The organism is Serratia sp. NGAS9, assembly GCF_009905295.1.
GTDB classification, from domain to species: Bacteria; Pseudomonadota; Gammaproteobacteria; order Enterobacterales; family Enterobacteriaceae; genus Serratia; species Serratia bockelmannii.
On record NZ_CP047605.1, the window covers coordinates 4,278,840 to 4,299,124 of the forward strand.

The following is a 20,285-nucleotide window of genomic DNA, read 5'->3' on the forward strand; positions in this document are numbered from 1 at the left end:
ATAAAACAAACGGGCGGCTTTCGCCTCCCGTTGTCTGAATTACTGCTTAGCGCGCTCTTCCAGCATCACGACTGCAGGCAGCGGTTTCCCTTCAACGAATTCCAGGAATGCGCCACCGCCGGTGGAGATGTAGGAAATTTTGTCAGCGATACCGAACAGATCGATGGCTGCCAGAGTGTCGCCGCCGCCAGCGATAGAGAAAGCGTCGCTATCGGCGATCGCGCGGGCGACAATTTCGGTGCCCTTACGGAAGTTAGGGAACTCGAATACGCCAACCGGGCCATTCCACAGAATGGTCTTGGCGTTCTTCAGGATAACGGCCAGACGCTCGGCAGAGACGTCGCCCATATCCAGAATTTGCTCGTTGTCCTGGATCTCGTTGGCCTGCTTCACGGTCGCGGTCGCGGTTTCGGAGAACTCGGTCGCCACGCGCACGTCGGTCGGAACCGGGATGTCGCAGGTTTCCAGCAGTTTCTGCGCGTTCGGGATCAGATCCGGTTCGTACAGGGACTGGCCCACGTTGTTGCCCTGCGCCGCCACGAAGGTGTTGGCGATGCCGCCGCCGACGATCAGCTGATCGGCGATTTTGGACAGGGAATCCAGCACGGTCAGTTTGGTGGAGACTTTAGAGCCGCCCACGATGGCGACCATCGGACGGGCCGGGTTGCCCAAGGCCTTGCCCAGCGCTTCCAGCTCGGCGGACAGCAGCGGGCCGGCACAGGCGACAGGCGCGAACTTGCCCACGCCGTGGGTGGAGGCCTGCGCGCGGTGCGCGGTGCCGAACGCGTCCATCACGTACACGTCGCACAGCGCCGCGTATTTCTTGGACAGGGTTTCGTCGTCTTTCTTCTCGCCCTTGTTGAAGCGGACGTTTTCCAGCACCACCAGTTCGCCTTCGGCGACGTCGACGCCATCCAGATAATCCTTCGCCAGACGCACTGGGGATTTCAGATGATCTTTCAGGTAGTTGACCACAGGCAGCAGGGAGAATTCTTCGTTGTACTCGCCTTCGGTAGGACGACCCAGGTGGGAGGTTACCATCACGCGGGCGCCTTGCTTCAGCGCAGCTTCGATAGTCGGCAGGGAAGCGCGGATACGCGCGTCGGAAGTCACTTTACCGTCTTTTACCGGCACGTTCAGATCGGAGCGGATCAGTACGCGTTTACCCGCCAGATCCAGATCGGTCATCTTAATTACAGACATGGTGAACCCTCTTTATTGAATCTCTATAAAATTGCCTGAGCAGCGCGCCCATCACGCCGGCGCCGCCGTACTAGAAACCGCTGGCGGCCATTGCCCGTGTTGTATCCAACATCCGATTGGCAAAGCCCCATTCATTGTCGCACCAGACCAAGGTCTTTATCAGGTGCTGCCCGCTGACCCGGGTCTGCGTACCGTCGACGATAGCGCTGTGCGGGTCATGGTTAAAATCAATCGAGACCAATGGTAATTCCGTGTAGTCAACTATACCACGAAATGATTCCCGTGCGGCCTTTTGCAACAGCTGGTTGACCTCCGCCACCTTCACCGCGGCGCTCACGCTGACGCTAAGATCGATAGCCGTCACGTTGATGGTCGGCACGCGCACCGAGATAGCCTCGAAGCGATCGCAAAACTGCGGGAAGATGCGAGTGATGCCCGCGGCCAGCTTGGTATCGACCGGAATGATCGACTGGCTCGCCGCGCGGGTGCGCCGCAAATCCGCGTGATACGCGTCGATCACCGGCTGATCGTTCATCGCCGAGTGAATGGTGGTCACGGTGCCGGACTCGATGCTGTAGGCGTCGTCCAGCAGCTTGATCACCGGAATAATGCAGTTGGTGGTGCACGAGGCGTTGGACACGATGCGGTGTTCCGCCAGCAGCGTCTGATGGTTGACGCCAAACACGATGGTGGCGTCCAGATCGTTGCCGCCCGGATGGGCGAACAGCACTTTCTTCGCCCCCGCCGCCAGATGGGCTTCGCCATCCGCCCGGCTGCCGTACACGCCGCTGCAGTCCAGCACCACGTCGACGCCCAGTTCGCCCCAGGGCAACTGCTCCACCGCCGGCTGATGCAACAGGCGAATCGCGTCGTCTCCGACGCTCAGCGTGTCGCACTCTTGCCGCACATCCCACGCAAAGCGGCCGTGGCTGGAATCGTACTTCAGCAGATGGGCCATGCCTTCGGCGTTCGCCAGCTCGTTGATCGCCACCACGGAGATTTCCGCCCGTCGTCCCGATTCGTACAGTGCGCGCAATACGCTGCGGCCGATGCGGCCAAAGCCGTTTATCGCTATGCGGATGGTCATGCTGCTCCTGAAAAAGGGCCGTCCACGCCGGGTGACTCACCGGCGCCGCCCGGCGCTGACTGGTTGTCTCACTAACCCGCATAGAGTAGTGGATCGTACCGCCCGCTGTGAATCGCCGAGTTTGCATTATTCCCGCGCTTCAGCGGTTTTTCACCGCCGTCACATCGGCATTTCTGTTGAAGAGTGCTTCAACTGAAACGCTTCAGCTGAGCATAAACCAAAGTTTTGGCAAAAGGAACAGGTGCGACAGTTCCTCAGGTAACGGACGGGAGTTTTACGAGCATAAGATGATCTGGCGCACATTTTTGGCCTCAAGACCGCGACGAATTTTCGCTCGCCGGCCCCGTTTCGCCGTAGTGCTCACGAAAATAGTCGCGCAAAAATTCGACCGTCACCCGCACTTTCGCCGACGTTGCCAGCCGGGAAACGTACACCGCCCAGAAAAGATCGCTGCTAGCGGTTTAACTCTGTAAAAGGAACGCCCGCATCGGCGGGCGTCCTTATTAGGCTTTCGGGAATATCCACAAATGCTCGGCCGGCAGGGAGAGCCGGCACAGCGTTTGATCGCGCGCCTCGTGGCCATAGGCACGCACCACGAAATCTTCGGCCACGGTGCGGAACAGGTATTCCCAGCGATCGCCGAGATACATGCTGGTCAGCAACGGCAGCTCAAGCTGGTTGCCCTGCGGATCTTCGCCCAACCGCACGCGCTCGACGCGGATCACCGCCGTGCCCTCCTGCCCGACCTGCACGCCTTCGCCCGCTTTGCCCCACAGCGCCCAATCCTTACCTTCGATGCGCGCCCGATCGCCTTCCAGCGCGACGACCTTGCCCGGCAACCGGTTGTTGCTGCCCATGAACTCGGCGGTGAACAGCGTGGTGGGCGAACCGTACATCTCCTGCGGCGTGCCCTGCTGTTCGATTTTGCCGTTATTGAGCAGCAGGATGCGATCGGAAATGGCCATCGCCTCGTTCTGATCGTGGGTCACCATCAGCGCCGACAGACCCAGCTTGATGATCAACTCGCGCAGGAATACTCGCGCCTCTTCGCGCAGCTTGGCGTCAAGGTTGGACAGCGGCTCATCCAGCAGGATCACCGGCGGGTTGTAGACCAGCGCGCGCCCGATCGCCACGCGCTGCTGTTGGCCGCCGGAGAGTTGGTGCGGATGGCGTTTGGCCAAATGCCCCAGCCCGAGCTGATCCAGCACCGCCTGCACCCGCTGGGCGATTTCCGCCGAGGCAGTCTTACGCAGTTTCAGCGGGTAAGCGACGTTCTCAAACACCGTTTTATGCGGCCACAGGGCGTAGGACTGAAACACCAGCCCCAGATTGCGCTCTTCGGCGGGAATTTCACTGCGTGCGCTGCCGTTGTACACCGCGCTGTTGCCGATGACGATCCGCCCCTGGCTCGGTTTCTCCAGCCCGGCTACCGCCCGCAGCAGCGTGGTTTTGCCGCTGCCCGACGGGCCCAGCAGCGAGACCACTTCGCCCCGTTTCAGATCCATCGACACCCCTTTCAGCACCGGGTTGTCGCCATAGGTCAAATGCAGGTTCTCTACCGAAAGTTCAATCATGTAATTTCACTCCAAAGCGCAAGGCGATCCCCAGCCCCAGCACCACCAGCAGGATATTGATGAACGACAGCGCGGCGACGATATCGATGGCGCCCGCGGCCCACAGGGAAACCAGCATCGAGCCGATGGTTTCCGTGCCCGGAGACAGCAGATAAACCCCGGTGGAATATTCGCGTTCAAAGATCAGGAACATCAGCAGCCAGGAGCCGATCAGGCCGTAGCGCGACAGCGGAATGGTAACGTGGCGGGTGATCTGGCCGCGGCTGGCGCCGGCGCTGCGCGCGGCTTCCTCCAGTTCCGGCCCCACCTGCAGCAGCGTGGAAGAGATCAGCCGCAGGCCATAGGCCATCCACACCACGGTGTAGGCCAGCCAGACGCTGAAGATGGTGCTGCGCAGCGAACGCAGCCAGACGATCACGTTCTCGTGCAGCCATTCGGCCATCGGCAGCACTGACAGCCAGCCTTCCTTAAGCGATTTGTCCAGCCACATCGGCAGGAACAGAAACACCCACAGGAACGCCAGGCCGGCCAACAGCCCCGGCACCGCGCGCGGCACCAGCACGCTGTAGTCGAGGAAGCGCGTGGCGCCATCCGGCTTGCGGTGCATGGCAATGCCGATAAACAAATAGCACGCCACCGCCAGCGCCCCGCCGATCACCCCGATCGCCATCGAGTTGACGATGGCGCGCAGCAGGTTAGGCTGCGCCCAGATGGTGCGGAAGGTGTTGATCGACAGTTCGTCCCAGACAGACACGCCCACGCCCCAGTTGGAGATAAAGGCGCGCAGCACCACGCCGATCAGCGGCACGCCGATGGTCACGGTCAGCCAGAACATCACCACCGCGCCGGCCACCCAGCGCCATTTGCCGAGCGGCAGCGCGCGCGCCTGCGAGGCTTTGCCCTTGACGGTGACGAAGCGGTTGGCGGTGCGCATCAGCCGGCGCTGCAGCATCACCAGCGGAATGGTGATGCAGATCAACACCACCGCCACCGCCGCCATCAGGTGGTAAGACGGCGTGCCCAGCTTATTGGTCAACTGATACAGGTAGGTCGCCAGCACCAGGTTGCCTTCCGGATCCCCCAGCACCAGCATCAGGCCGAACACCTCCAGCCCGAGGAAGAACAGCAGCACCCCGGCGTACAAGATAGACGGCCGCACCATCGGCAGGCTGACGGCGGTCATCACCTGCAACGGCGTAGCGCCGGCGGTGCGCGCCGCTTCTTCAACGTCGGAGCCCACGCTGCGCAGCGCCGAGGATATATACAGATACGCGTGGGGCACGTGCGTCAACCCGGCGATAACCACGATGCTGGCCATCGAATAGATGTTCCACGGCACGAAGCCCAGCAACGCTTCCGCCCACAGCGAGAAGAAGCCGACCGGCCCCGCCGCCACCACGTAACCGAAACCCAGCACCATCGGCGACACGAAGATCGGCACCAAAATCAGCGGTTCGATGATCCGCCGCCCCGGCAGATCGGTGCGCACCATCAGAAAGGCCAAAATGCCGCCGAGCGGGATGGCGATAATCACCAGGCCGAATGCCAGAATAAAGCCGCTTTTCAGCGCCTTGTAGAAATCCGGATCGGTAAAGATGAACTCGAAGGCCTCCAGGCTGAAGACCTTGGAGGGAGAGAAAAACGGAGCCGAGAGGAAGCTTTGAATGATGATAAACGACAGGGGGACATAGATAACCAGCGCGGTTATCAACACCACCAGGCCGCGCGGCAGGCTCTGCCACTTTCTGCGCCATGCTTGCATAAATGCTCCCTATGGTTGTAAACGACGACCAAAGGGCGCGCGCCCGTGCGACAGGCGCGCGTCCGAATGCAGTCCCTGTTATTTCGCCGCGGCGGCGCGCCATTGTTTGATGTAGTCGAGACGCTTGGCCGGCTGCAGATATTCCAGCAGGCTGTCATCGACCGGGATCGGCTTGAGCGCGTTGCCCAGCAGCTTGGTCATGCCATCGATGTCGTTCTTGCCTTCGATGTCGTTGCGGATCGAGGGGATATCCGCCTGATTGGCGAGAATATTTTGTCCTTTCTCCGACAGCACGTAGTCGAACCACAGCTTGGCGGCGTTAGGGTTGCCGGCCTCTTTGCTGATGAAGCTCACGCGCGACAGCACCAGGGTATAGTCTTTCGGATAGACGATGCCGAGCGACGGATCGCTCTTGGCGCGGGCCTCGGCGTATGAACCGAGGATATTGAAACCGATCAGGTTTTCACCGGAGGAAACGCGTTCCATCATGGTGCCGGTGGAAGATTGCACCGCCAGCCCGCCCTTGGCCACGTCGGCCAGCGTTTTGAAGTAGTTAGGATCGGCCTTGAAGTCCTGCACCGACAGCATGAAGCCGACGCCGGATTTTTCGATGTCGTAGGTGGTGACTTTCTTCTTGAATTTGTCCGTCTGGCCGGCGATCAGTTTAGCCAGCGCCGCGTGTGAATCCGGCACATCGCCCTGCGGGATCAGCCGTTTGTTATAGATAAACACCACCGGCTCATAGGTGGTGCCATACACTTTATCTTGCCATACCGCCCATTTTGGCAGCTGAGCCCGCTCCGGAGAGGCATACTCCTGCGCGTAATCGCCCGCCAGTTTCAAAATGGTGTCCATCGACGAACTCCACACCAGGTCGCCGCTGGTGCCGCCGGCCGCCTGCTCGCTGATAAAGCGGTTATACAGTTCGGTGCTGTTCATGTCGTTGTATTCGACCTTGATGCCCGGATACAACGCCTCGAACCCCTGGATCAGCGGCGCCGCCGCCTTGGTGTCGGTGGTTGAATAAATCACCACCTTGCCTTCTTTCTTCGCGCCGTCGACCAGTTTCTGATAGTCGGCGGGGTAGCCCGCCGGGAAGGCCGCATAGGCGGAAACGGAGCCCAGTAAGGTGATAGCAGCTACGGTCGCGCTGATTTTTTTCATCATCATCCATCCCCTGATCACATTTAATAAACCAAAAATTAACATACAGTTAATATTTATGACGAGGCAACGGTGTTGCTTGTTATCTTTCGGTTTTGTGAGGTTGGACGTTTTTCAGCCAATAAAAAGCCCGGCAGCGCGGGCTTTACAGCACTTCCTATCGCAGACTATTCGGCCAGGTGAGAGCGCCGCCGCAGGCGAATTCGCTGTACGATGGCAACCCCCAGCAGCGTCAGAACAAATCCCGCCAGCTGCACCAGCGACAACGCCTCACCAAACAGCGCGTAAGCCTGCAGCGCCGCCGCCGGCGGCACCAGCAGCATCAGCGCGGTAATGCGAGTCAAATCGCCGTGGCGCACCATCCAAATGAACAGCGCGGTGCCGCCCAGCGACAACACGCCGGCCGACCACAGCAGCGAGAACCACAGCGTTGGCGAATTGTCCCAGGCGCCTGAGCCCATTACAGCCGCCAGTACGCCGGTCACGATCGCCGCGCCGAGGTGCTGAATGGCGCCTGCCGCCCGCAGATCGGCCGCTGCCAGCGAAGACTTCTGCACCATGATGCCTATCGTCAGCGCAACGATGCTGCCAAACCCCATCAGGATCGGCAGCAGCGCCATATTGCCGACGTCGATGCCGGTCAGCCGCGGGGAGAGCACCAGCGCAACGCCGATAAAACCGACCGCCAGCCCGGCCCAGGAACGTAACCCGATCGGCTTACGCAGCACCAGCGCGAAAATCAGCGCGGTAAACAGCGGCTGCAATCCGCCGATCAGCGACATCACTCCGGCCGCCAGGCCGTTCGCCACCGCCCACCAGCTTGCGGCAAGGTAAACACCGTTCATCAACATGCCGGTCAGCAGGTGCATTACGAACTGTCGCCCCTTGGGCCAGGCGCAATGCAGCGCCAGCAGAGCGAATACTACCGCGGCGATCAAAAAGCGAAAGGTCAGGAAAAGGTTGGGATCGGCATGATCCGCCACCGCCCGCGCGGCAATAAAACCGGTCGACCAAATTAATATCAGGAAAAACGGCGCAATAAATGCCTTTCGCCGATCGCGTTTTTCGCGCTGGGTTATTTCCATATCACTACCTAAAAAATGCCGTTGATGAATTAATGCAGAGCATACTAACCAATTTAACACGGGCTTAACAGTATCGACGCTGGCACCAAGCAGGCGTGGTGAACATAATTGCGGGAAATAATGAAGTTTCAATTTTATATAATTCACCAAGCTTATAATTAATTCCACCACGTTACGATAATGTAAATTAATTGCTACATCCGGTATAACTATTCCCCTCCTGGCGGCATTGTCGGAATAATTCCCCTTTGCTAGCCTTCCTGAAGCCACTTAATTAACTGGACTGACTCATGGCCGAAATCACTGATTTTATGAAACTGGATATGCGTATTGGCGAAATTATTTCCGTGGAATATAACGACAAGGCATTAAAACCCGCCTATAAGCTGCGCATTGATTTCGGCGAAGAAATTGGCATTAAAAACAGCTCGGCGCAATTATGCGAAAACTATCAGGAAGATGATCTGCTTGGAAAAAAAGTCATCTCCGTCGTTAATTTCCCCGCCAGGCGGGTTGCCGGATTTAAATCTGAAGTGCTGGTACTTGCCGCGGTCACCCGGGATCAAGGCACTGTCTTGCTGAAACCCGATGTCGACGTGGAGATCGGCAGCAAGATTTTATAATCGCCACATCATTCGTGAGGCCACCGAGAAATGCGACAGTTATCCCTGCTTGATGAAGTTAAGAAGGCGTACCAGGAACACCGTTCAGCCTTTATCCCCGGCGCCACCATGCAAGCGATCCTGCTGGCGCTGGGCGCGCGGCCGGAAGATTTCGCCAGGCTGCAGCAGGTCAGCGCCAATCTGGCGGACGATCCCACACTGCCTTTCCGCAAGTCCAGAAACGGCCGCTTCTGCTTCGACTTCGATCGCGCCCAGATTGAGCGGCTGGAGTTCCAGCCTTTCGTGCTCTCGGTCGAGGAAGACTTCATCCGCTACGATTCGGGAAAGGTGCGCCATTTCCGCGGCATCAACGACGATCTGCAGTTGAATACGGCATTTCAGGCACTGATGAAATTCAAAGCCTACGTGATCGATGGCGTGAGCGTGACGCCGCGCCCCCGGCTTAATCAGGAGATCAACAAATTCGTCTGCACGGTGTTCAACCTGCGCACCGTCACCACGCCGCAGATGTTGGGCGAACCGGCGCTGGAAGGCGTACACAGCGACGGCGTCGACCACACCATGACGACCTTCCTCGGCTGCGACAACATGACCGACGACAGCGCCAAGACCTTTATTCACGATATGCGCGAAACCAGCGGGATCAAATTCGATCGCGCCCGGCCGGAATGGATTTTGGGCGAAATACAGCATCGGCATTTCCTCGATACCCTGCTGATTGTCGACCATGAGCGCAAACACAGCCTCTCACCGGTGGAAGCGCAGGACAAACGCCGGCATTCGACCCGTGATATGCTGATCTTTTTCACCCGTAAACCGGTCGAAGACGGCCACGTCTCCTTCGCGTATGACTCTTTTAAACCGCATATCGAAATCCCGCTGTCGATAGACATGGTGGCGCGCGCGAGCTAACGCGCTGCCGGGCCGGCCGCCAGGATCCCTCTGTGCGGCCGGTTCACGCCGGGGTAAACAGCGCTGGATTAATCAGGTTTTTGTCGCCGAATTATTATATCCTGCCGGACGAAAATTTTTGCGGGCTTACGCTGCCCCACGCGCCTCCTCCTGCAGTGCTTCATTCCGCAGCCAGGCCGTTTATTTCATGAATACAGGCAGTGCCATACCGTTATGACCAAGAGTTTATCCCCGAAAGACATTATCGCCCTGGGCTTTATGACCTTCGCCCTGTTTGTCGGCGCCGGCAACATCATTTTCCCCCCGCTAGTGGGGCTGCAGTCCGGTGAGCATCTGTGGCCGGCCGCCCTCGGTTTTATGGTGACCGCCGTCGCCCTGCCGGTGATTGCCGTGATCGCGCTGGCGCGCGTCGGCGGCAGCATCAGCCTGCTGACTGGCCCCATCGGCCGCACAGCCGGCCTGCTGTTGGCGACCGTCTGCTATCTGGCGCTGGGCCCGCTGTTCGCCACCCCGCGAACCGCCAATGTTTCTTTCGCCCTCGGCATCGCGCCCTTCACCGGCGACGGCGCCCTGCCGCAGTTCATCTACAGCCTGCTGTTCTTTACCCTGGCGATGGTCGTGTCGCTGTATCCCGGCCGCTTGCTCGACAACGTCGGCCATATTCTGGCGCCGCTGAAAATTCTGGCGCTGGCCGCGCTCGGCATCGCCGCCCTGGTCTGGCCCGCCGGTGCGCCGGTCTCCGCCGTCGGCAGCTATCAGGCCGCGGCGTTTTCCACCGGCTTCGTTCAGGGTTATCAAACCATGGACACGCTGTCGGCGTTGATGTTCGGCTCGATTATCGTCACCGCCGCCCGCTCGCGCGGCGTCAGCGACAGCGGCCTGCTGCTGCGCTACACCCTCTGGGCCAGCCTGATCGCCGGCGTCGGCCTGACTCTGGTCTATATCTGCATGTTCAAGCTCGGCGCCGGCAGCGGCAGCCTGGTCGGGAACGATGCTCAGGATGGCGCGGCAATCCTGCACGCCTATGTGCAGCACACCTTCGGCGATCTGGGCAGCGTCTTTATGGCGGTGCTGATGTTCATCGCTTGCCTGGTGACGGCGGTCGGCATGACCTGTGCCTGCGCGGACTTCTTCTCCCGCTACCTGCCGCTCTCTTACCGCACGCTGGTGGTTATCCTCGCCCTCTTCGCCATGCTGGTTTCCAACATGGGGCTGGCCAATCTGATCCGCGTCTCGCTGCCGGTGCTGACGGCGATCTACCCGCCCTGCATCGCGCTGGTATTGCTCAGCTTCAGCCAGAACCGCTGGCGCAGCGCCAAGCGCGTCTTCGCGCCGGTGATCGCTACCAGCCTGGTGTTTGGCCTCGCCGACGGCCTGAAAGCCTCCAGCTTCAGCGGCCTGCTGCCGACCTGGTTCGATAAGTTGCCGCTGGCCGAACAGGGTCTGGTCTGGCTGCAGCCTACGCTGCTGGTGCTGTTGCTGGCGGCGGCTTACGACCGGTTGCGCAGCGCCGAAAGCATCAAGACCGCGTCGTAAGCGCGGTTTCCGCCCATAAAAAAAGCCGGTCATGATGACCGGCTTTTGTATCGGCTTGCGCCCGGCGGCTTACTTCAGCAGCGCTTGCGCCTTGGCCACCACGTTGTCCACGGTGAAGCCGAACTCGGCGAACAGCTGCTCCGCCGGCGCCGACTCACCGAAGGTGGTCATGCCCACGATGGCGCCGTTCAGGCCCACGTACTTGTACCAGTAGTCCGCGATACCCGCTTCCACCGCCACGCGCGCCGTCACCGCCGCCGGCAGCACCGACTCGCGGTACGCCGCATCCTGCTTGTCGAACGCGTCGGTCGACGGCATCGACACCACGCGCACTTTGCGGCCCGCTGCGGTCAGCGTGTCCGCCGCTTCCACCGTGATACCCACTTCGGAGCCGGTGGCAATCAGGATGACGTCCGGCGTGCCCGCGCAGTCTTTCAGCACGTAGCCGCCGCGGTACACGTTCGCCAGCTGCTCTGCGCTGCGCGGCTGCTGGGTCAGGTTCTGGCGCGAGAACACCAGGGTGGTCGGGCCGTCGTTGCGCTCGATACCGTACTGCCACGCCACCGCCGATTCCACCTGGTCACACGGGCGCCAGGTGCTCATGTTCGGGGTCACGCGCAGGCTCGCCAGCTGCTCCACCGGCTGGTGGGTCGGGCCGTCTTCGCCCAGACCGATGGAGTCGTGGGTGTAGACGAACACGTTGCGCAGCTTCATCAGCGCCGCCATGCGCACCGCGTTGCGGGCGTATTCCACGAACATCAGGAAGGTCGCCGAGTACGGCAGGAAGCCGCCGTGCAGCGCGATGCCGTTGGTGATGGCGGTCATGCCGAACTCGCGCACGCCGTAATGAATGTAGTTGCCCGCCGGGTCAACGTTCAGCGCTTTCGAGCCGGACCACATGGTCAGGTTGCTCGGCGCCAGGTCGGCAGAGCCGCCCAGGAACTCCGGCAGCACCTTGCCGAACGCTTCCAGCGCGTTCTGCGACGCCTTGCGGCTGGCGATGTTGGCCGGGTTGGCCTGCAGTTTTTCCACGAACGCTTTGGCGTCGGCTTTCCAGTCGGCCGGCAGCTCGCCGTTCATGCGGCGCTTGAACTCGGCAGCCAGTTCCGGGAAGGCCTTGGCGTAGGCGGCGAACTTGTCGTTCCAGGCCGCTTCTTTGGCCTGACCGGCTTCTTTGGCGTCCCACTGGGCGTAGATGTCCTGCGGGATTTCAAAGGCGGCGTATTTCCAGCCCAGTGCTTCGCGGGTGGCGGCCACTTCGGCGGCGCCCAGCGCGGCACCGTGCACGTCATGGGTGCCGGCCTTGTTCGGCGAACCGAAGCCGATAACGGTCTTGCACATCAGCAGCGACGGCTTGTCGGTCACCTTGCGGGCTTCTTCAATCGCGGCCTTGATGGCGTCCGGGTTGTGGCCGTCAACGTTGCGCACCACGTGCCAGCCGTAGGCTTCGAAACGCAGGGCGGTGTCGTCGGTGAACCAGCCGTCGACGTGGCCGTCGATGGAGATGCCATTGTCATCGTAGAAGGCAGTCAGCTTGCCGAGCTTGAGGGTGCCGGCCAGGGAGCAGACTTCGTGCGAGATACCTTCCATCATGCAGCCGTCGCCCATGAAGGCGTAGGTGTGGTGGTCGACGATGTCGTGGCCAGGGCGGTTGAACTGCGCCGCCAGGGTGCGTTCGGCGATGGCGAAGCCGACGGCGTTGGCGATACCCTGGCCCAGCGGACCGGTGGTGGTCTCAACGCCTGGGGTGTAGCCGTACTCCGGGTGCCCCGGGGTTTTGGAATGCAGCTGACGGAAGTTCTCCAGCTCGCGCATCGGCAGGTCGTAGCCGGTGAGGTGCAGGAGGCTGTAAATCAACATGGAGCCGTGGCCGTTGGAGAGCACGAAACGGTCGCGGTCAGCCCAGTGCGGGTTAGTCGGGTTGTGGTTGAGGTAGTCACGCCACAGGACTTCGGCGATGTCCGCCATGCCCATAGGGGCCCCCGGGTGGCCGGAATTTGCTTTTTGTACGGCGTCCATGCTGAGTGCGCGGATGGCGTTGGCAAGCTCTTTACGAGAGGACATGTTTTACTCCAGGTCGGATAAAAAAAGCAGTCAAGTTCCCTATTTTCTCAGACTCCACATCACAACGGCAATCCCTAATGCCAAATGAGAGCGAGTTCACCACTTATTAGCACGATTGGACGCTTTTTCGGAATAACACTATTCTCGCCTTAGCTGGCGTACACTAGGCTCTTGCGACAAGATTTCCTCAAAGCAAAATGACTCTTTTACCTTGTTACCTTCACAGGAAGATAGCGTTATGAAGATCCGTACCTCTTTGATTGCGTTGGGCATTGCCACCTTGGCAACCGGCTGTCAAAACCTGAATACCGAAACCTTGATGCAGTCCGGCGCGCAGGCGTTCCAGGCGGCGACCCTGAGCAACGACGACGTTAAGGCCCTGAGTGATAAATCCTGCGCCGAGATGGACAGCAAGGCACAAATCGCGCCGGCCGGCAGCACCTACGCCAAGCGTCTCAACAAAATCGCTGCGGCGCTGGGCGACAACATCAACGGCACCCCGGCCAACTATAAGGTTTACGTGACCAAAGACGTCAACGCCTGGGCGATGGCCAACGGCTGTATCCGCGTCTACAGCGGCCTGATGGACATGATGAACGACAACGAAGTGGAAGGCGTGCTGGGCCACGAAATGGGCCACGTGGCGCTGGGCCACACCCGTAAAGCGATGCAGGTGGCTTACGGCACCGTGGCGCTGCGCACCGCGGCGTCCTCCGCCGGCGGCGTCATCGGCTCGCTGTCGCAGTCGCAGTTGGCGGACATCGGCGAGAAGCTGGTCAGCGCCCAGTTCTCGCAGAAACAGGAAAGCGAAGCGGATGATTACTCGTTCGATCTGCTGAAAAAGCGCGGCATCGATCCGAACGGCCTGGCCACCAGCTTCGAAAAACTGGCCCAAATGGAAGCCGGCCGTCAGAGCAGCATGTTCGACGATCACCCGTCTTCCCAAGCGCGCGCGCAGCACATTCGCGATCGCATCGCGGCAGAGAAGTAACCACGAGAACGCCCGGCAACCGCCGGGCGTTTTTTATCGTCTCAATACAGCGTCTTCTGCGGCGGTCCGGCGAAAGTCAGCGGCCCGACCTGTTTCATGTCCACCTCGACCACCGACGGCCCCGGGTAGTTGATCGCCTCGGCCAGCACGCCGTTGAACTGCGCCGCCGCGTCCACCTTCCAGGCTTTCAACCCCATCGCTTCAGCGATCTGGGTAAAGGCCGGCGTATGCAGCTCGTTGTAATACTGGCGCCCGGCGAAATACTTGTCCTGAATGCCGCGCATCACGCCATAACCGCCGTCGTTCATGATCAGCAGGGTGATGTTCACCTGTTCCTGCGCCATGGTCGCCAGTTCCCCCAGGCCCAGCGCCAAACCGCCATCGCCCACCAGCCCCACCACCTTGCGCTGCGGGTTGGCGATCGCGGTGCCGATCGCCATCGGCAGCCCCATGCCGATAGCACCGGCCAGCGAGTGAATGTTGCACAGCGGCGAGATCGCGCGGAACAAACGGCTGCCCCAGACGCTGCCGGAAACGGTGATATCGCGCACCAGCAATCCGTCCTGCGGCAACGCGGCGTCGATGGCGTCGTTGAGTTTGGCGTATTCGCCGGACTGTTGACGCAACGCGCTCTCCGCCTGCTGCACCGCCCCCGCGATCTCGGCATCCCACTCGGCGTTAACCTTCTCGCCGGGGGCCAGTCGCGCCGCCAGCGCCGTCAGCAGCGCCGCACAGTCGCCGTTGATCTGCTCATCGGCCAGATAGTTGCGGTTGGCCGCCGCCGGATCGATGTCAATCTGCACCAGCGGGCGCGGCAGCGGCAGCGTCCAGGTGCGGGTTTCATTGCTGCGCAGGCGCGAACCAGCCACCAGCGTCAGATCGCACTGCGTCAGGATCGCTTCGATGCTCGGCGAGTTGTGGAACGCCCGCAGGCTGCGCGGATGGCTGTCCGGTAGAATGCCGCGCCCGTGGGTGCTGGAGATCACCGCCACGCCGGCGTCCGCCAGCTTGCGCACCGCGTCGCCGCAGGCCAAGGCGCCACCGCCTAACCACAGCAGCGGACGCTTGGCCTGTTTCAGCCGCTGATGCAGCCGCTCCACCGCCGCATCGTCCGCCTTCGGCAGCGGCGCCGGCGCCAACGCTTCGGTCAACACCGAACGGGACACCAGGCTACTTTGAATATCGATCGGGATCTCGACCGCCACCGGGCCACAGGGCACGGTTTGCGCATCCAGGATCGCCCGCTGGATCACCGCCACCGCCTGCTCCGGCGAATTGACCCGGTAAGCGCGCTTGGAGCAGGCGCGCAGGAAGCCGAGCTGATCGCGGGTTTCATGAATAAAACCGGCGTCGGCGTCCAGATAGGCTTTTTCCACCTGGCCGGTGATATGCAGCAGCGGCGTGTTGGCGTTGAGCGCCTCAATCATCGCCCCCACCGCGTTGCCCGCGCCGGCGCCGGTGCTGGTCAACGCCACGCCCAGGCCGGAGAAGCGCCCGTGCGCGTCGGCCATGGTGACCGCGCCCGCTTCGCCGCGCGCCGGCACGAAGCGAATTTTATCGCGCTGCCCCACCGCATCGGCGATCGGCAGATTATGAATCGAAATGATGCCGTACATCGCCGACACCGCGTACTGTTCCAGAGTCCGGGCTATCGCCTCGCCAACCGTGATTTTATCGCTCATCATCTGCCTTCTTAGGGTAGTCGTTATTAGGGTTATCCGTAGAGGTGTCGGCCTAGTCGCTCCAGCGGTTCACCTGATGGCTCAGCGCCAGATACACGCTTTTCTGCTGCATGTAGGCCTTGATGCCGTTCAGGCCCTTTTCGCGGCCCAGCCCGCTTTCCTTGAAACCGCCGAACGGTGTAGAAATCGAGAACGTTTTGTAGGTGTTGATCCAGACGGTGCCGGTTTCCAGCCGCTCCGCCAGCGCCATCGCCCGCGGGAAATCGCGGCTCCAGATGCCGGCCGCCAGGCCGTACACCGAGTCGTTGGCCTGTTCGATCAGCTGTTGCTCGTCGTCGAACGGCAGCGCCACCAGCACCGGGCCGAAGATCTCCTCCTGGCACACGCGGGCGTCGTTGTTCAAGCCTTCAATAATGGTCGGCAGGTAATAGCTACCGCTCGCCAGTTGCGGATCGGCCGGCGCTTCGCCGCCGATGATCACCCGGCCACCCTCCTGCCGCGCCAGCGCCACGTAGTCCGCCACGCTTTGCCGATGTTTGGCGCTGATCAGCGGGCCGAGGTGCACGCCCGGCACCAGCGGGTTGCCGATGCGCAGCCCCGCCGTCAGTTCGGTCAAGCGCGCCAGCAGCGGCTGATACAGCGAACGATGCACGAACAGCCGCGATCCGGCGATGCACGCCTGGCCGGCGGAGCTGAAAATGCCGTAGCAGATGCCGCGCGCCGCCTGTTCCAGATCGGCGTCCTCCAGCACGATGGTCGGTGATTTGCCCCCCAGTTCCAACGAGGTGGGGATCAGCTTGTCGGCGGCGATATGCGCCAAATGGCGCCCGGTGCTGGTCCCACCGGTAAAGGAGATCTTTTTCACCCGCGGATGGCGCGCCAACGCCTCGCCGATCACCGAACCTTTGCCCGGCAGCACGCTGAGCAGCCCGGCAGGCAGGCCCGCCTGTTCGAACAGCTCGGCCAGCTTCAGCGCCATCAGCGGCGTGGCTTCGGCCGGTTTGAGCACCACCGCGTTGCCCGCCGCCAGCGCCGGCGCCACCTTCTGCATTTCACTGGCGATCGGTGAGTTCCACGGTGTGATGGCGGCGATCACCCCCATCGGCTGATACTGGCTGAGCGTCATCACCTCGGCGCTGCGCGGGGTCGGCAATTCGCCTTCCAACACTTCGCAGGCGGCGGCGAAGTAGCGCGCGGTCGCCGCTGCGCTGGCCACCAGCCCGCGGGTCTCCGCCAGCGGCTTGCCGTTGTCGCGGGTCTGCAGCTCGGCCAGCTGTTCCTGCTGCGCCAGGATCAGGTTGCTGACGCGGTAGAGGATCGAGGCGCGTTGGTGCGGCACCAACCCACGCCACTCCGGCGCGCGCCAGGCGCGTTCCGCTGCCTCCACTGCCTCATTCACGTCCTCGACGTTAGCGGCACGCAGCCGCGCGTTGACGCTGCCGTCGGCCGGGAATACCGAAGCCATCTCTTCGCCACGCCCTTCGCGCCAGCGTCCGGCGACAAAAATATTCAATCGTTCCATGCTCCGCTCCTGCCGTTCAGGCAATAAAACCGCCGTCCACCAGACGGCGGCAGGCTTGTACCGCGCTCAGCGCCGCCAGGGTTGATGTTTTGGGATTGCTCGCCAGCGGGGTGCCGCTCAGCTCGATGTGAAACTCGCCAAAATCGCCGCACACCTGCAGGCGATGGGTATTGCGTCGGGTGGCGGGATCGACCTGCAGGCGTACCCGGGTGGCGTCCATCCCCAGGCCGTTGAGCGCAATGGTGGCCGCCACGTTGGCATTAGCCGGGAACAAACGCGCCGCTTCACGCGCCGAACCTTCAAAAAACACCTGCGCTTCACTCACCGCATCGAGATCGATCAACTGTTCCGCCGGGCTGCCGCGCCAGCTGGCCGGGCTTTTACTGGCCTGATAGGTCACGCTCTCCAGCCCGCCTTCGCGCGCCGACGCCAGCCCGTCCATCCCCGCCACCGCGCCGGACAGCACGATCAGCTGCCCGTGATGGCGGCGGCAAACCTGCTGCAGCCGCTGTTGCAATGCGGCGTCCGCCAGCGCGCCGGTCGAGATCAGCGCCAGCGGCCAGCCGCGCTGCAGCACCGCTTCGCCAAACTCCGCCACCGCCTGCTGGCTGGCGCACTCCAGCACCAGATCCGGCTGCTGCGAACACTGCCCAGGATGGGCCAGCGCCTGCACCCGCCCGCCAAAAGCCTCGGCGATCGCCGCATGATGAGCTGCGCGCGCCAGGATCCAACCGACCTCCACGCCTTCCGGCAAACGGGCGATCACTTCCTTCGCCATCGCGCCGTAGCCAATCATCATGATCTTCTTCATCTTTTTCGGCCCCTGCTACACATGGCGGTTAAAGCCGCCGGAAACGTCCAGCGCCGCGCCGGTGGTAAAAGAAGCCAGCGGCGAAGCGAGGAACAGCAGCGCCTGCGCCGGCTCCTGCGGCTTGCCCAGGCGCTTCATCGGGATGCCGCGCCGTTCGGCGATCGCCGCCGTCCACTGCTCCCAACTTTGATCTTTATCGCTGCGCTCTTCGAAACGGCGGCGCCACTGACCCGACTCCACCATCCCCAGCAAGATCGAGTTAACGCGAATACCTTTGTCCACCAGCTCTTTCGATAGCGTCAGCGTCATGTTGAGCAGCGCGGCACGCGCCGCCGAGGTGGCGATCATGTGTTCTTCCGGCTGCAGCGCCAGCAGCGAGTTCACACAGGTGATAGACGCGATCGCCGATCGTTCCAGCGCCGGTAAGAACGCCTGCACCGGATTGATCACGCCGAACAGCTTCAGCTCGGCCTCATGCAGCCAGGCCTCGCGCGGCGTCTGGTCAAAATGGGCGACGAAGCCCTGACCGGCGTTGTTGATCAGCAGATCCACGCCGCCGAAACGCGCCGTCACCTGAGCGGCGAACTGCGCCACCTGCTGCGCATCCAGCACGTCGCAGCGCAGCGCCAGGATCTCCGCCTGCGGGAAGTCCGCGCGCAGGCTGGCCTCCGCGCCGGCCAGTTTGTCTGGATCGCGGCCGCAGAACGCCACCTTCGCCCCTTCGGCCAGCAGCAGCTTCAGAGTTTCGAAACCGATGCCCGACGAGCCGCCGGTCACCACCGCCACCCGATCCTCAAGCTGAAAATTCATCGTTGGATTGCTCCCGTAAAATCCCGCAGATAGCGGTTGAAACACGCCGGCGCATCGAGGTAGCTGGCGTGACCGGCGGCGGCAATCAGACGCAGCGTCGCGTCTTGCTCACGCGCCAGCTCGGCCGCCTTCTCCGGCGGCGTAATGCGATCCTGTTCACCGCACCACACTTCCAGCGGGCCGCGATAGCGCGCCAGATAGCGGCCGATGTCGTCGTTAGCCAGCATCCAGGCGGCACTCAGAAAACCGTCGGGATCGAGCTGCTGCATGCCGTTGCGCACCCAGGCGATGTCCTGCGGATCCGCCTCTTCATGCAGCAAGGCCGCCGCCCGCTGCTCGCCGTAGCCCACCGGCCCCAGCGTCTCTATCATCTGTTGGCGCTGGCCGTACACCTGCCGGCGTTTTTCCTCCGGCGCCGTGGCATAGCCCTGCGCCGGATCCGCCAACACCAGCCCACATAGTCCGTCCGGATAGCCGGCGGCGTAGGCGCTGCCGATCAGCGCTCCCAGCGAATGGCCAACGATCAGCGGCTGCGCCAGCTGCAGTTCATCAATCAGCGCCGCCAACGCCGCCGCATAACCGGCGGCGTCAGCCTGCGGATCCGCCAACGGCAGGCTGCCGCCGTAGCCCGGCGCGTCCCACGCCAACAGACGATGACCGTCCGTCAGGCCGCTGTCGTTAAACTGCTTTATCCACGAGGCGGATCCGGAGCTGATGCCGTGCAGCAACACCACCGGCCGCCCCTGCCCGGCCTCGCGCCAGCTCAGGGTGTACGCCCCGCAGCGCGCCCGTTGGCGTTGCGCCAGGCCGTTCATCAGTTGCGCTTCACTTTGGACAGCGGGTGATCCGCCGGATAGGTCGGGATCTCCGGCTTGGCGGTGCCGAGCATCACGCACATCAGCGCCTCTTCCTCGCCGTGGTTGAACAGGCCGCGGTACACGCCCGCCGGCACCGAGATCAGATCGCGCTCTTTCAGCCTGGTTTCGTAATACTCTTCGCCATCCTGAATCATCAGCGTGATGCTGCCTTTCAGCATGAAGAACACTTCTTCCACGTCGTCGTGCAGGTGCAGTGGGCCCTCGCACTTCGACGGCAGCACCATGGTGGAGAAGGTGAAGTTGCCCGCCGGAATGGTGTTGGCGTCGCTGGCCACGCCGGTGGCGCCGGTGCCGATATAGCGCATCTGCGCGCGGCGGTATTTCGGGTCAAAGTCGGCCTGGAATTTCAGCGCGTTCCAGTCGTATTTGCGGCCCTCGAAACGGGCGATGCGCGACTCTACCCAGTTTTCCATCGACAGATCCTGCGGCTTGACGCCGGCTTTGTTCTCAACCTGAGACATGTTGTCACTCCTCTGTTGAATCAAATGGTTATCCCCTTCGTCTTTCACGCTGTGGCGTTGTTGGCTGCATTCGTTCACACCAGTCACTTACCGCAGTAAGCTCCTGGAGACTCACGAACT

At 61.9% G+C, this 20,285-nt stretch carries 17 protein-coding genes and 1 pseudogene; 4 read left to right on the top strand and 14 right to left on the bottom strand.

The genetic code is table 11. From position 1 onward, the window contains the following. Nucleotides 1-39 precede the first annotated feature (39 nt). The 7 genes and pseudogenes from pgk to GUC32_RS20425 all read right to left on the bottom strand — a co-directional run bounded on the left by pgk (nucleotide 40) and on the right by GUC32_RS20425 (nucleotide 7,875). On the bottom strand, nucleotides 40-1,203 hold the full coding sequence (gene pgk, locus GUC32_RS20395; RefSeq protein WP_025160206.1) for a phosphoglycerate kinase: 1,164 nt from the start codon (nucleotides 1,201-1,203) through the stop codon (nucleotides 40-42). Between the two features lie 70 nt (nucleotides 1,204-1,273). Further along, nucleotides 1,274-2,290, bottom strand: a complete 1,017-nt coding sequence (gene epd / locus GUC32_RS20400; RefSeq protein WP_004931582.1) for an erythrose-4-phosphate dehydrogenase — start codon at nucleotides 2,288-2,290, stop codon at nucleotides 1,274-1,276. 311 nt (nucleotides 2,291-2,601) lie between these two features. Next, a pseudogene (locus GUC32_RS20405) lies at nucleotides 2,602-2,730 on the bottom strand (LysR family transcriptional regulator); the annotation flags it as partial. A gap of 63 nt (nucleotides 2,731-2,793) precedes the next feature. Then, complete coding sequence (locus GUC32_RS20410; protein WP_043142690.1) at nucleotides 2,794-3,864, bottom strand: ABC transporter ATP-binding protein; 1,071 nt, start codon at nucleotides 3,862-3,864, stop codon at nucleotides 2,794-2,796. Next, a complete protein-coding gene (locus tag GUC32_RS20415; protein WP_342100054.1) occupies nucleotides 3,857-5,626 on the bottom strand; it encodes an iron ABC transporter permease in 1,770 nt (589 codons plus the stop codon). The genes GUC32_RS20410 and GUC32_RS20415 overlap by 8 nt, the downstream gene beginning before the upstream one ends. A 78-nt stretch (nucleotides 5,627-5,704) precedes the next feature. Further along, complete coding sequence (locus tag GUC32_RS20420) at nucleotides 5,705-6,793, bottom strand: ABC transporter substrate-binding protein (RefSeq protein ID WP_043142713.1); 1,089 nt, start codon at nucleotides 6,791-6,793, stop codon at nucleotides 5,705-5,707. A 164-nt stretch (nucleotides 6,794-6,957) separates the two neighbouring features. Next, entirely contained in the window at nucleotides 6,958-7,875 is a 918-nt protein-coding gene (locus tag GUC32_RS20425) for a DMT family transporter (RefSeq protein ID WP_049296208.1), read from the bottom strand. Between the two features lie 290 nt (nucleotides 7,876-8,165). Between GUC32_RS20425 and GUC32_RS20430 the strand changes: the two genes are divergently transcribed. The 3 genes from GUC32_RS20430 (at nucleotide 8,166) to brnQ (ending at nucleotide 10,946) form a co-directional block, all read left to right on the top strand. Continuing rightward, nucleotides 8,166-8,498 carry a tRNA-binding protein gene (locus GUC32_RS20430; RefSeq protein WP_025304190.1) on the top strand — a complete coding sequence of 111 codons (333 nt, stop codon included), beginning with the start codon at nucleotides 8,166-8,168 and terminating at the stop codon, nucleotides 8,496-8,498. A 30-nt stretch (nucleotides 8,499-8,528) separates the two neighbouring features. Then, nucleotides 8,529-9,410: a 2OG-Fe dioxygenase family protein gene (locus tag GUC32_RS20435; RefSeq protein WP_025304191.1), complete on the top strand. Its 882-nt coding sequence runs from the start codon at nucleotides 8,529-8,531 to the stop codon at nucleotides 9,408-9,410. A 213-nt stretch (nucleotides 9,411-9,623) separates the two neighbouring features. After that, nucleotides 9,624-10,946: a branched-chain amino acid transport system II carrier protein gene (gene brnQ, locus GUC32_RS20440; protein ID WP_169540595.1), complete on the top strand. Its 1,323-nt coding sequence runs from the start codon at nucleotides 9,624-9,626 to the stop codon at nucleotides 10,944-10,946. A 69-nt stretch (nucleotides 10,947-11,015) separates the two neighbouring features. Here brnQ and tkt read toward each other — a convergent pair whose 3' ends face one another. Next, the gene (gene tkt / locus GUC32_RS20445) at nucleotides 11,016-13,010 is read right to left on the bottom strand and encodes a transketolase (protein WP_089180484.1); all 1,995 of its coding nucleotides are present in this window, start codon (nucleotides 13,008-13,010) and stop codon (nucleotides 11,016-11,018) included. 238 nt (nucleotides 13,011-13,248) lie between these two features. Here tkt and GUC32_RS20450 point away from each other — a divergent pair, with 238 nt between their 5' ends. Then, nucleotides 13,249-14,001 carry a M48 family metallopeptidase gene (locus GUC32_RS20450; protein WP_016930039.1) on the top strand — a complete coding sequence of 251 codons (753 nt, stop codon included), beginning with the start codon at nucleotides 13,249-13,251 and terminating at the stop codon, nucleotides 13,999-14,001. A 41-nt stretch (nucleotides 14,002-14,042) separates the two neighbouring features. Here GUC32_RS20450 and GUC32_RS20455 read toward each other — a convergent pair whose 3' ends face one another. Genes GUC32_RS20455 through GUC32_RS20480 form a run of 6 tightly spaced genes read right to left on the bottom strand, consistent with a single transcriptional unit; the run spans nucleotide 14,043 to nucleotide 20,165 of the window. After that, nucleotides 14,043-15,683 (bottom strand): thiamine pyrophosphate-binding protein, encoded by a 1,641-nt coding sequence (locus GUC32_RS20455; RefSeq protein ID WP_169541204.1) that lies wholly within the window; start codon nucleotides 15,681-15,683, stop codon nucleotides 14,043-14,045. A 52-nt stretch (nucleotides 15,684-15,735) separates the two neighbouring features. Continuing rightward, nucleotides 15,736-17,205, bottom strand: coding sequence for an aldehyde dehydrogenase (locus GUC32_RS20460; RefSeq protein WP_025304195.1), 1,470 nt, complete (start codon nucleotides 17,203-17,205; stop codon nucleotides 15,736-15,738). Nucleotides 17,206-17,221: 16 nt separating this feature from the next. Continuing rightward, entirely contained in the window at nucleotides 17,222-18,016 is a 795-nt protein-coding gene (locus GUC32_RS20465) for an aspartate dehydrogenase (RefSeq protein ID WP_043141242.1), read from the bottom strand. 15 nt (nucleotides 18,017-18,031) lie between these two features. Continuing rightward, nucleotides 18,032-18,826, bottom strand: a complete 795-nt coding sequence (locus GUC32_RS20470; protein WP_043141245.1) for an SDR family oxidoreductase — start codon at nucleotides 18,824-18,826, stop codon at nucleotides 18,032-18,034. Next, nucleotides 18,823-19,641 carry an alpha/beta fold hydrolase gene (locus tag GUC32_RS20475; protein WP_141998936.1) on the bottom strand — a complete coding sequence of 273 codons (819 nt, stop codon included), beginning with the start codon at nucleotides 19,639-19,641 and terminating at the stop codon, nucleotides 18,823-18,825. The genes GUC32_RS20470 and GUC32_RS20475 overlap by 4 nt, the downstream gene beginning before the upstream one ends. Beyond that, nucleotides 19,641-20,165: a cupin domain-containing protein gene (locus GUC32_RS20480; RefSeq protein ID WP_004937634.1), complete on the bottom strand. Its 525-nt coding sequence runs from the start codon at nucleotides 20,163-20,165 to the stop codon at nucleotides 19,641-19,643. Before GUC32_RS20480 ends, GUC32_RS20475 begins: the two co-directional genes overlap by 1 nt. Nucleotides 20,166-20,285: the final 120 nt, after the last annotated feature.

Excerpts from the sequence above, each read along its gene's own strand:
- GUC32_RS20450 (WP_016930039.1), top strand. The coding sequence starts at position 13,249 with ATGAAGATCCGTACCTCTTTGATTGCGTTGGGCATTGCCACCTTGGCA.
- epd (WP_004931582.1), bottom strand. The coding sequence starts at position 2,290 with ATGACCATCCGCATAGCGATAAACGGCTTTGGCCGCATCGGCCGCAGC.
- GUC32_RS20435 (WP_025304191.1), top strand. The coding sequence starts at position 8,529 with ATGCGACAGTTATCCCTGCTTGATGAAGTTAAGAAGGCGTACCAGGAA.
- GUC32_RS20410 (WP_043142690.1), bottom strand. The coding sequence starts at position 3,864 with ATGATTGAACTTTCGGTAGAGAACCTGCATTTGACCTATGGCGACAAC.
- GUC32_RS20470 (WP_043141245.1), bottom strand. The coding sequence starts at position 18,826 with ATGAATTTTCAGCTTGAGGATCGGGTGGCGGTGGTGACCGGCGGCTCG.
- GUC32_RS20425 (WP_049296208.1), bottom strand. The coding sequence starts at position 7,875 with ATGGAAATAACCCAGCGCGAAAAACGCGATCGGCGAAAGGCATTTATT.
- GUC32_RS20480 (WP_004937634.1), bottom strand. The coding sequence starts at position 20,165 with ATGTCTCAGGTTGAGAACAAAGCCGGCGTCAAGCCGCAGGATCTGTCG.
- GUC32_RS20455 (WP_169541204.1), bottom strand. The coding sequence starts at position 15,683 with ATGAGCGATAAAATCACGGTTGGCGAGGCGATAGCCCGGACTCTGGAA.
- GUC32_RS20460 (WP_025304195.1), bottom strand. The coding sequence starts at position 17,205 with ATGGAACGATTGAATATTTTTGTCGCCGGACGCTGGCGCGAAGGGCGT.
- GUC32_RS20415 (WP_342100054.1), bottom strand. The coding sequence starts at position 5,626 with ATGCAAGCATGGCGCAGAAAGTGGCAGAGCCTGCCGCGCGGCCTGGTG.
- GUC32_RS20475 (WP_141998936.1), bottom strand. The coding sequence starts at position 19,641 with ATGAACGGCCTGGCGCAACGCCAACGGGCGCGCTGCGGGGCGTACACC.
- pgk (WP_025160206.1), bottom strand. The coding sequence starts at position 1,203 with ATGTCTGTAATTAAGATGACCGATCTGGATCTGGCGGGTAAACGCGTA.
- GUC32_RS20420 (WP_043142713.1), bottom strand. The coding sequence starts at position 6,793 with ATGATGAAAAAAATCAGCGCGACCGTAGCTGCTATCACCTTACTGGGC.
- tkt (WP_089180484.1), bottom strand. The coding sequence starts at position 13,010 with ATGTCCTCTCGTAAAGAGCTTGCCAACGCCATCCGCGCACTCAGCATG.
- GUC32_RS20465 (WP_043141242.1), bottom strand. The coding sequence starts at position 18,016 with ATGAAGAAGATCATGATGATTGGCTACGGCGCGATGGCGAAGGAAGTG.
- GUC32_RS20430 (WP_025304190.1), top strand. The coding sequence starts at position 8,166 with ATGGCCGAAATCACTGATTTTATGAAACTGGATATGCGTATTGGCGAA.
- brnQ (WP_169540595.1), top strand. The coding sequence starts at position 9,624 with ATGACCAAGAGTTTATCCCCGAAAGACATTATCGCCCTGGGCTTTATG.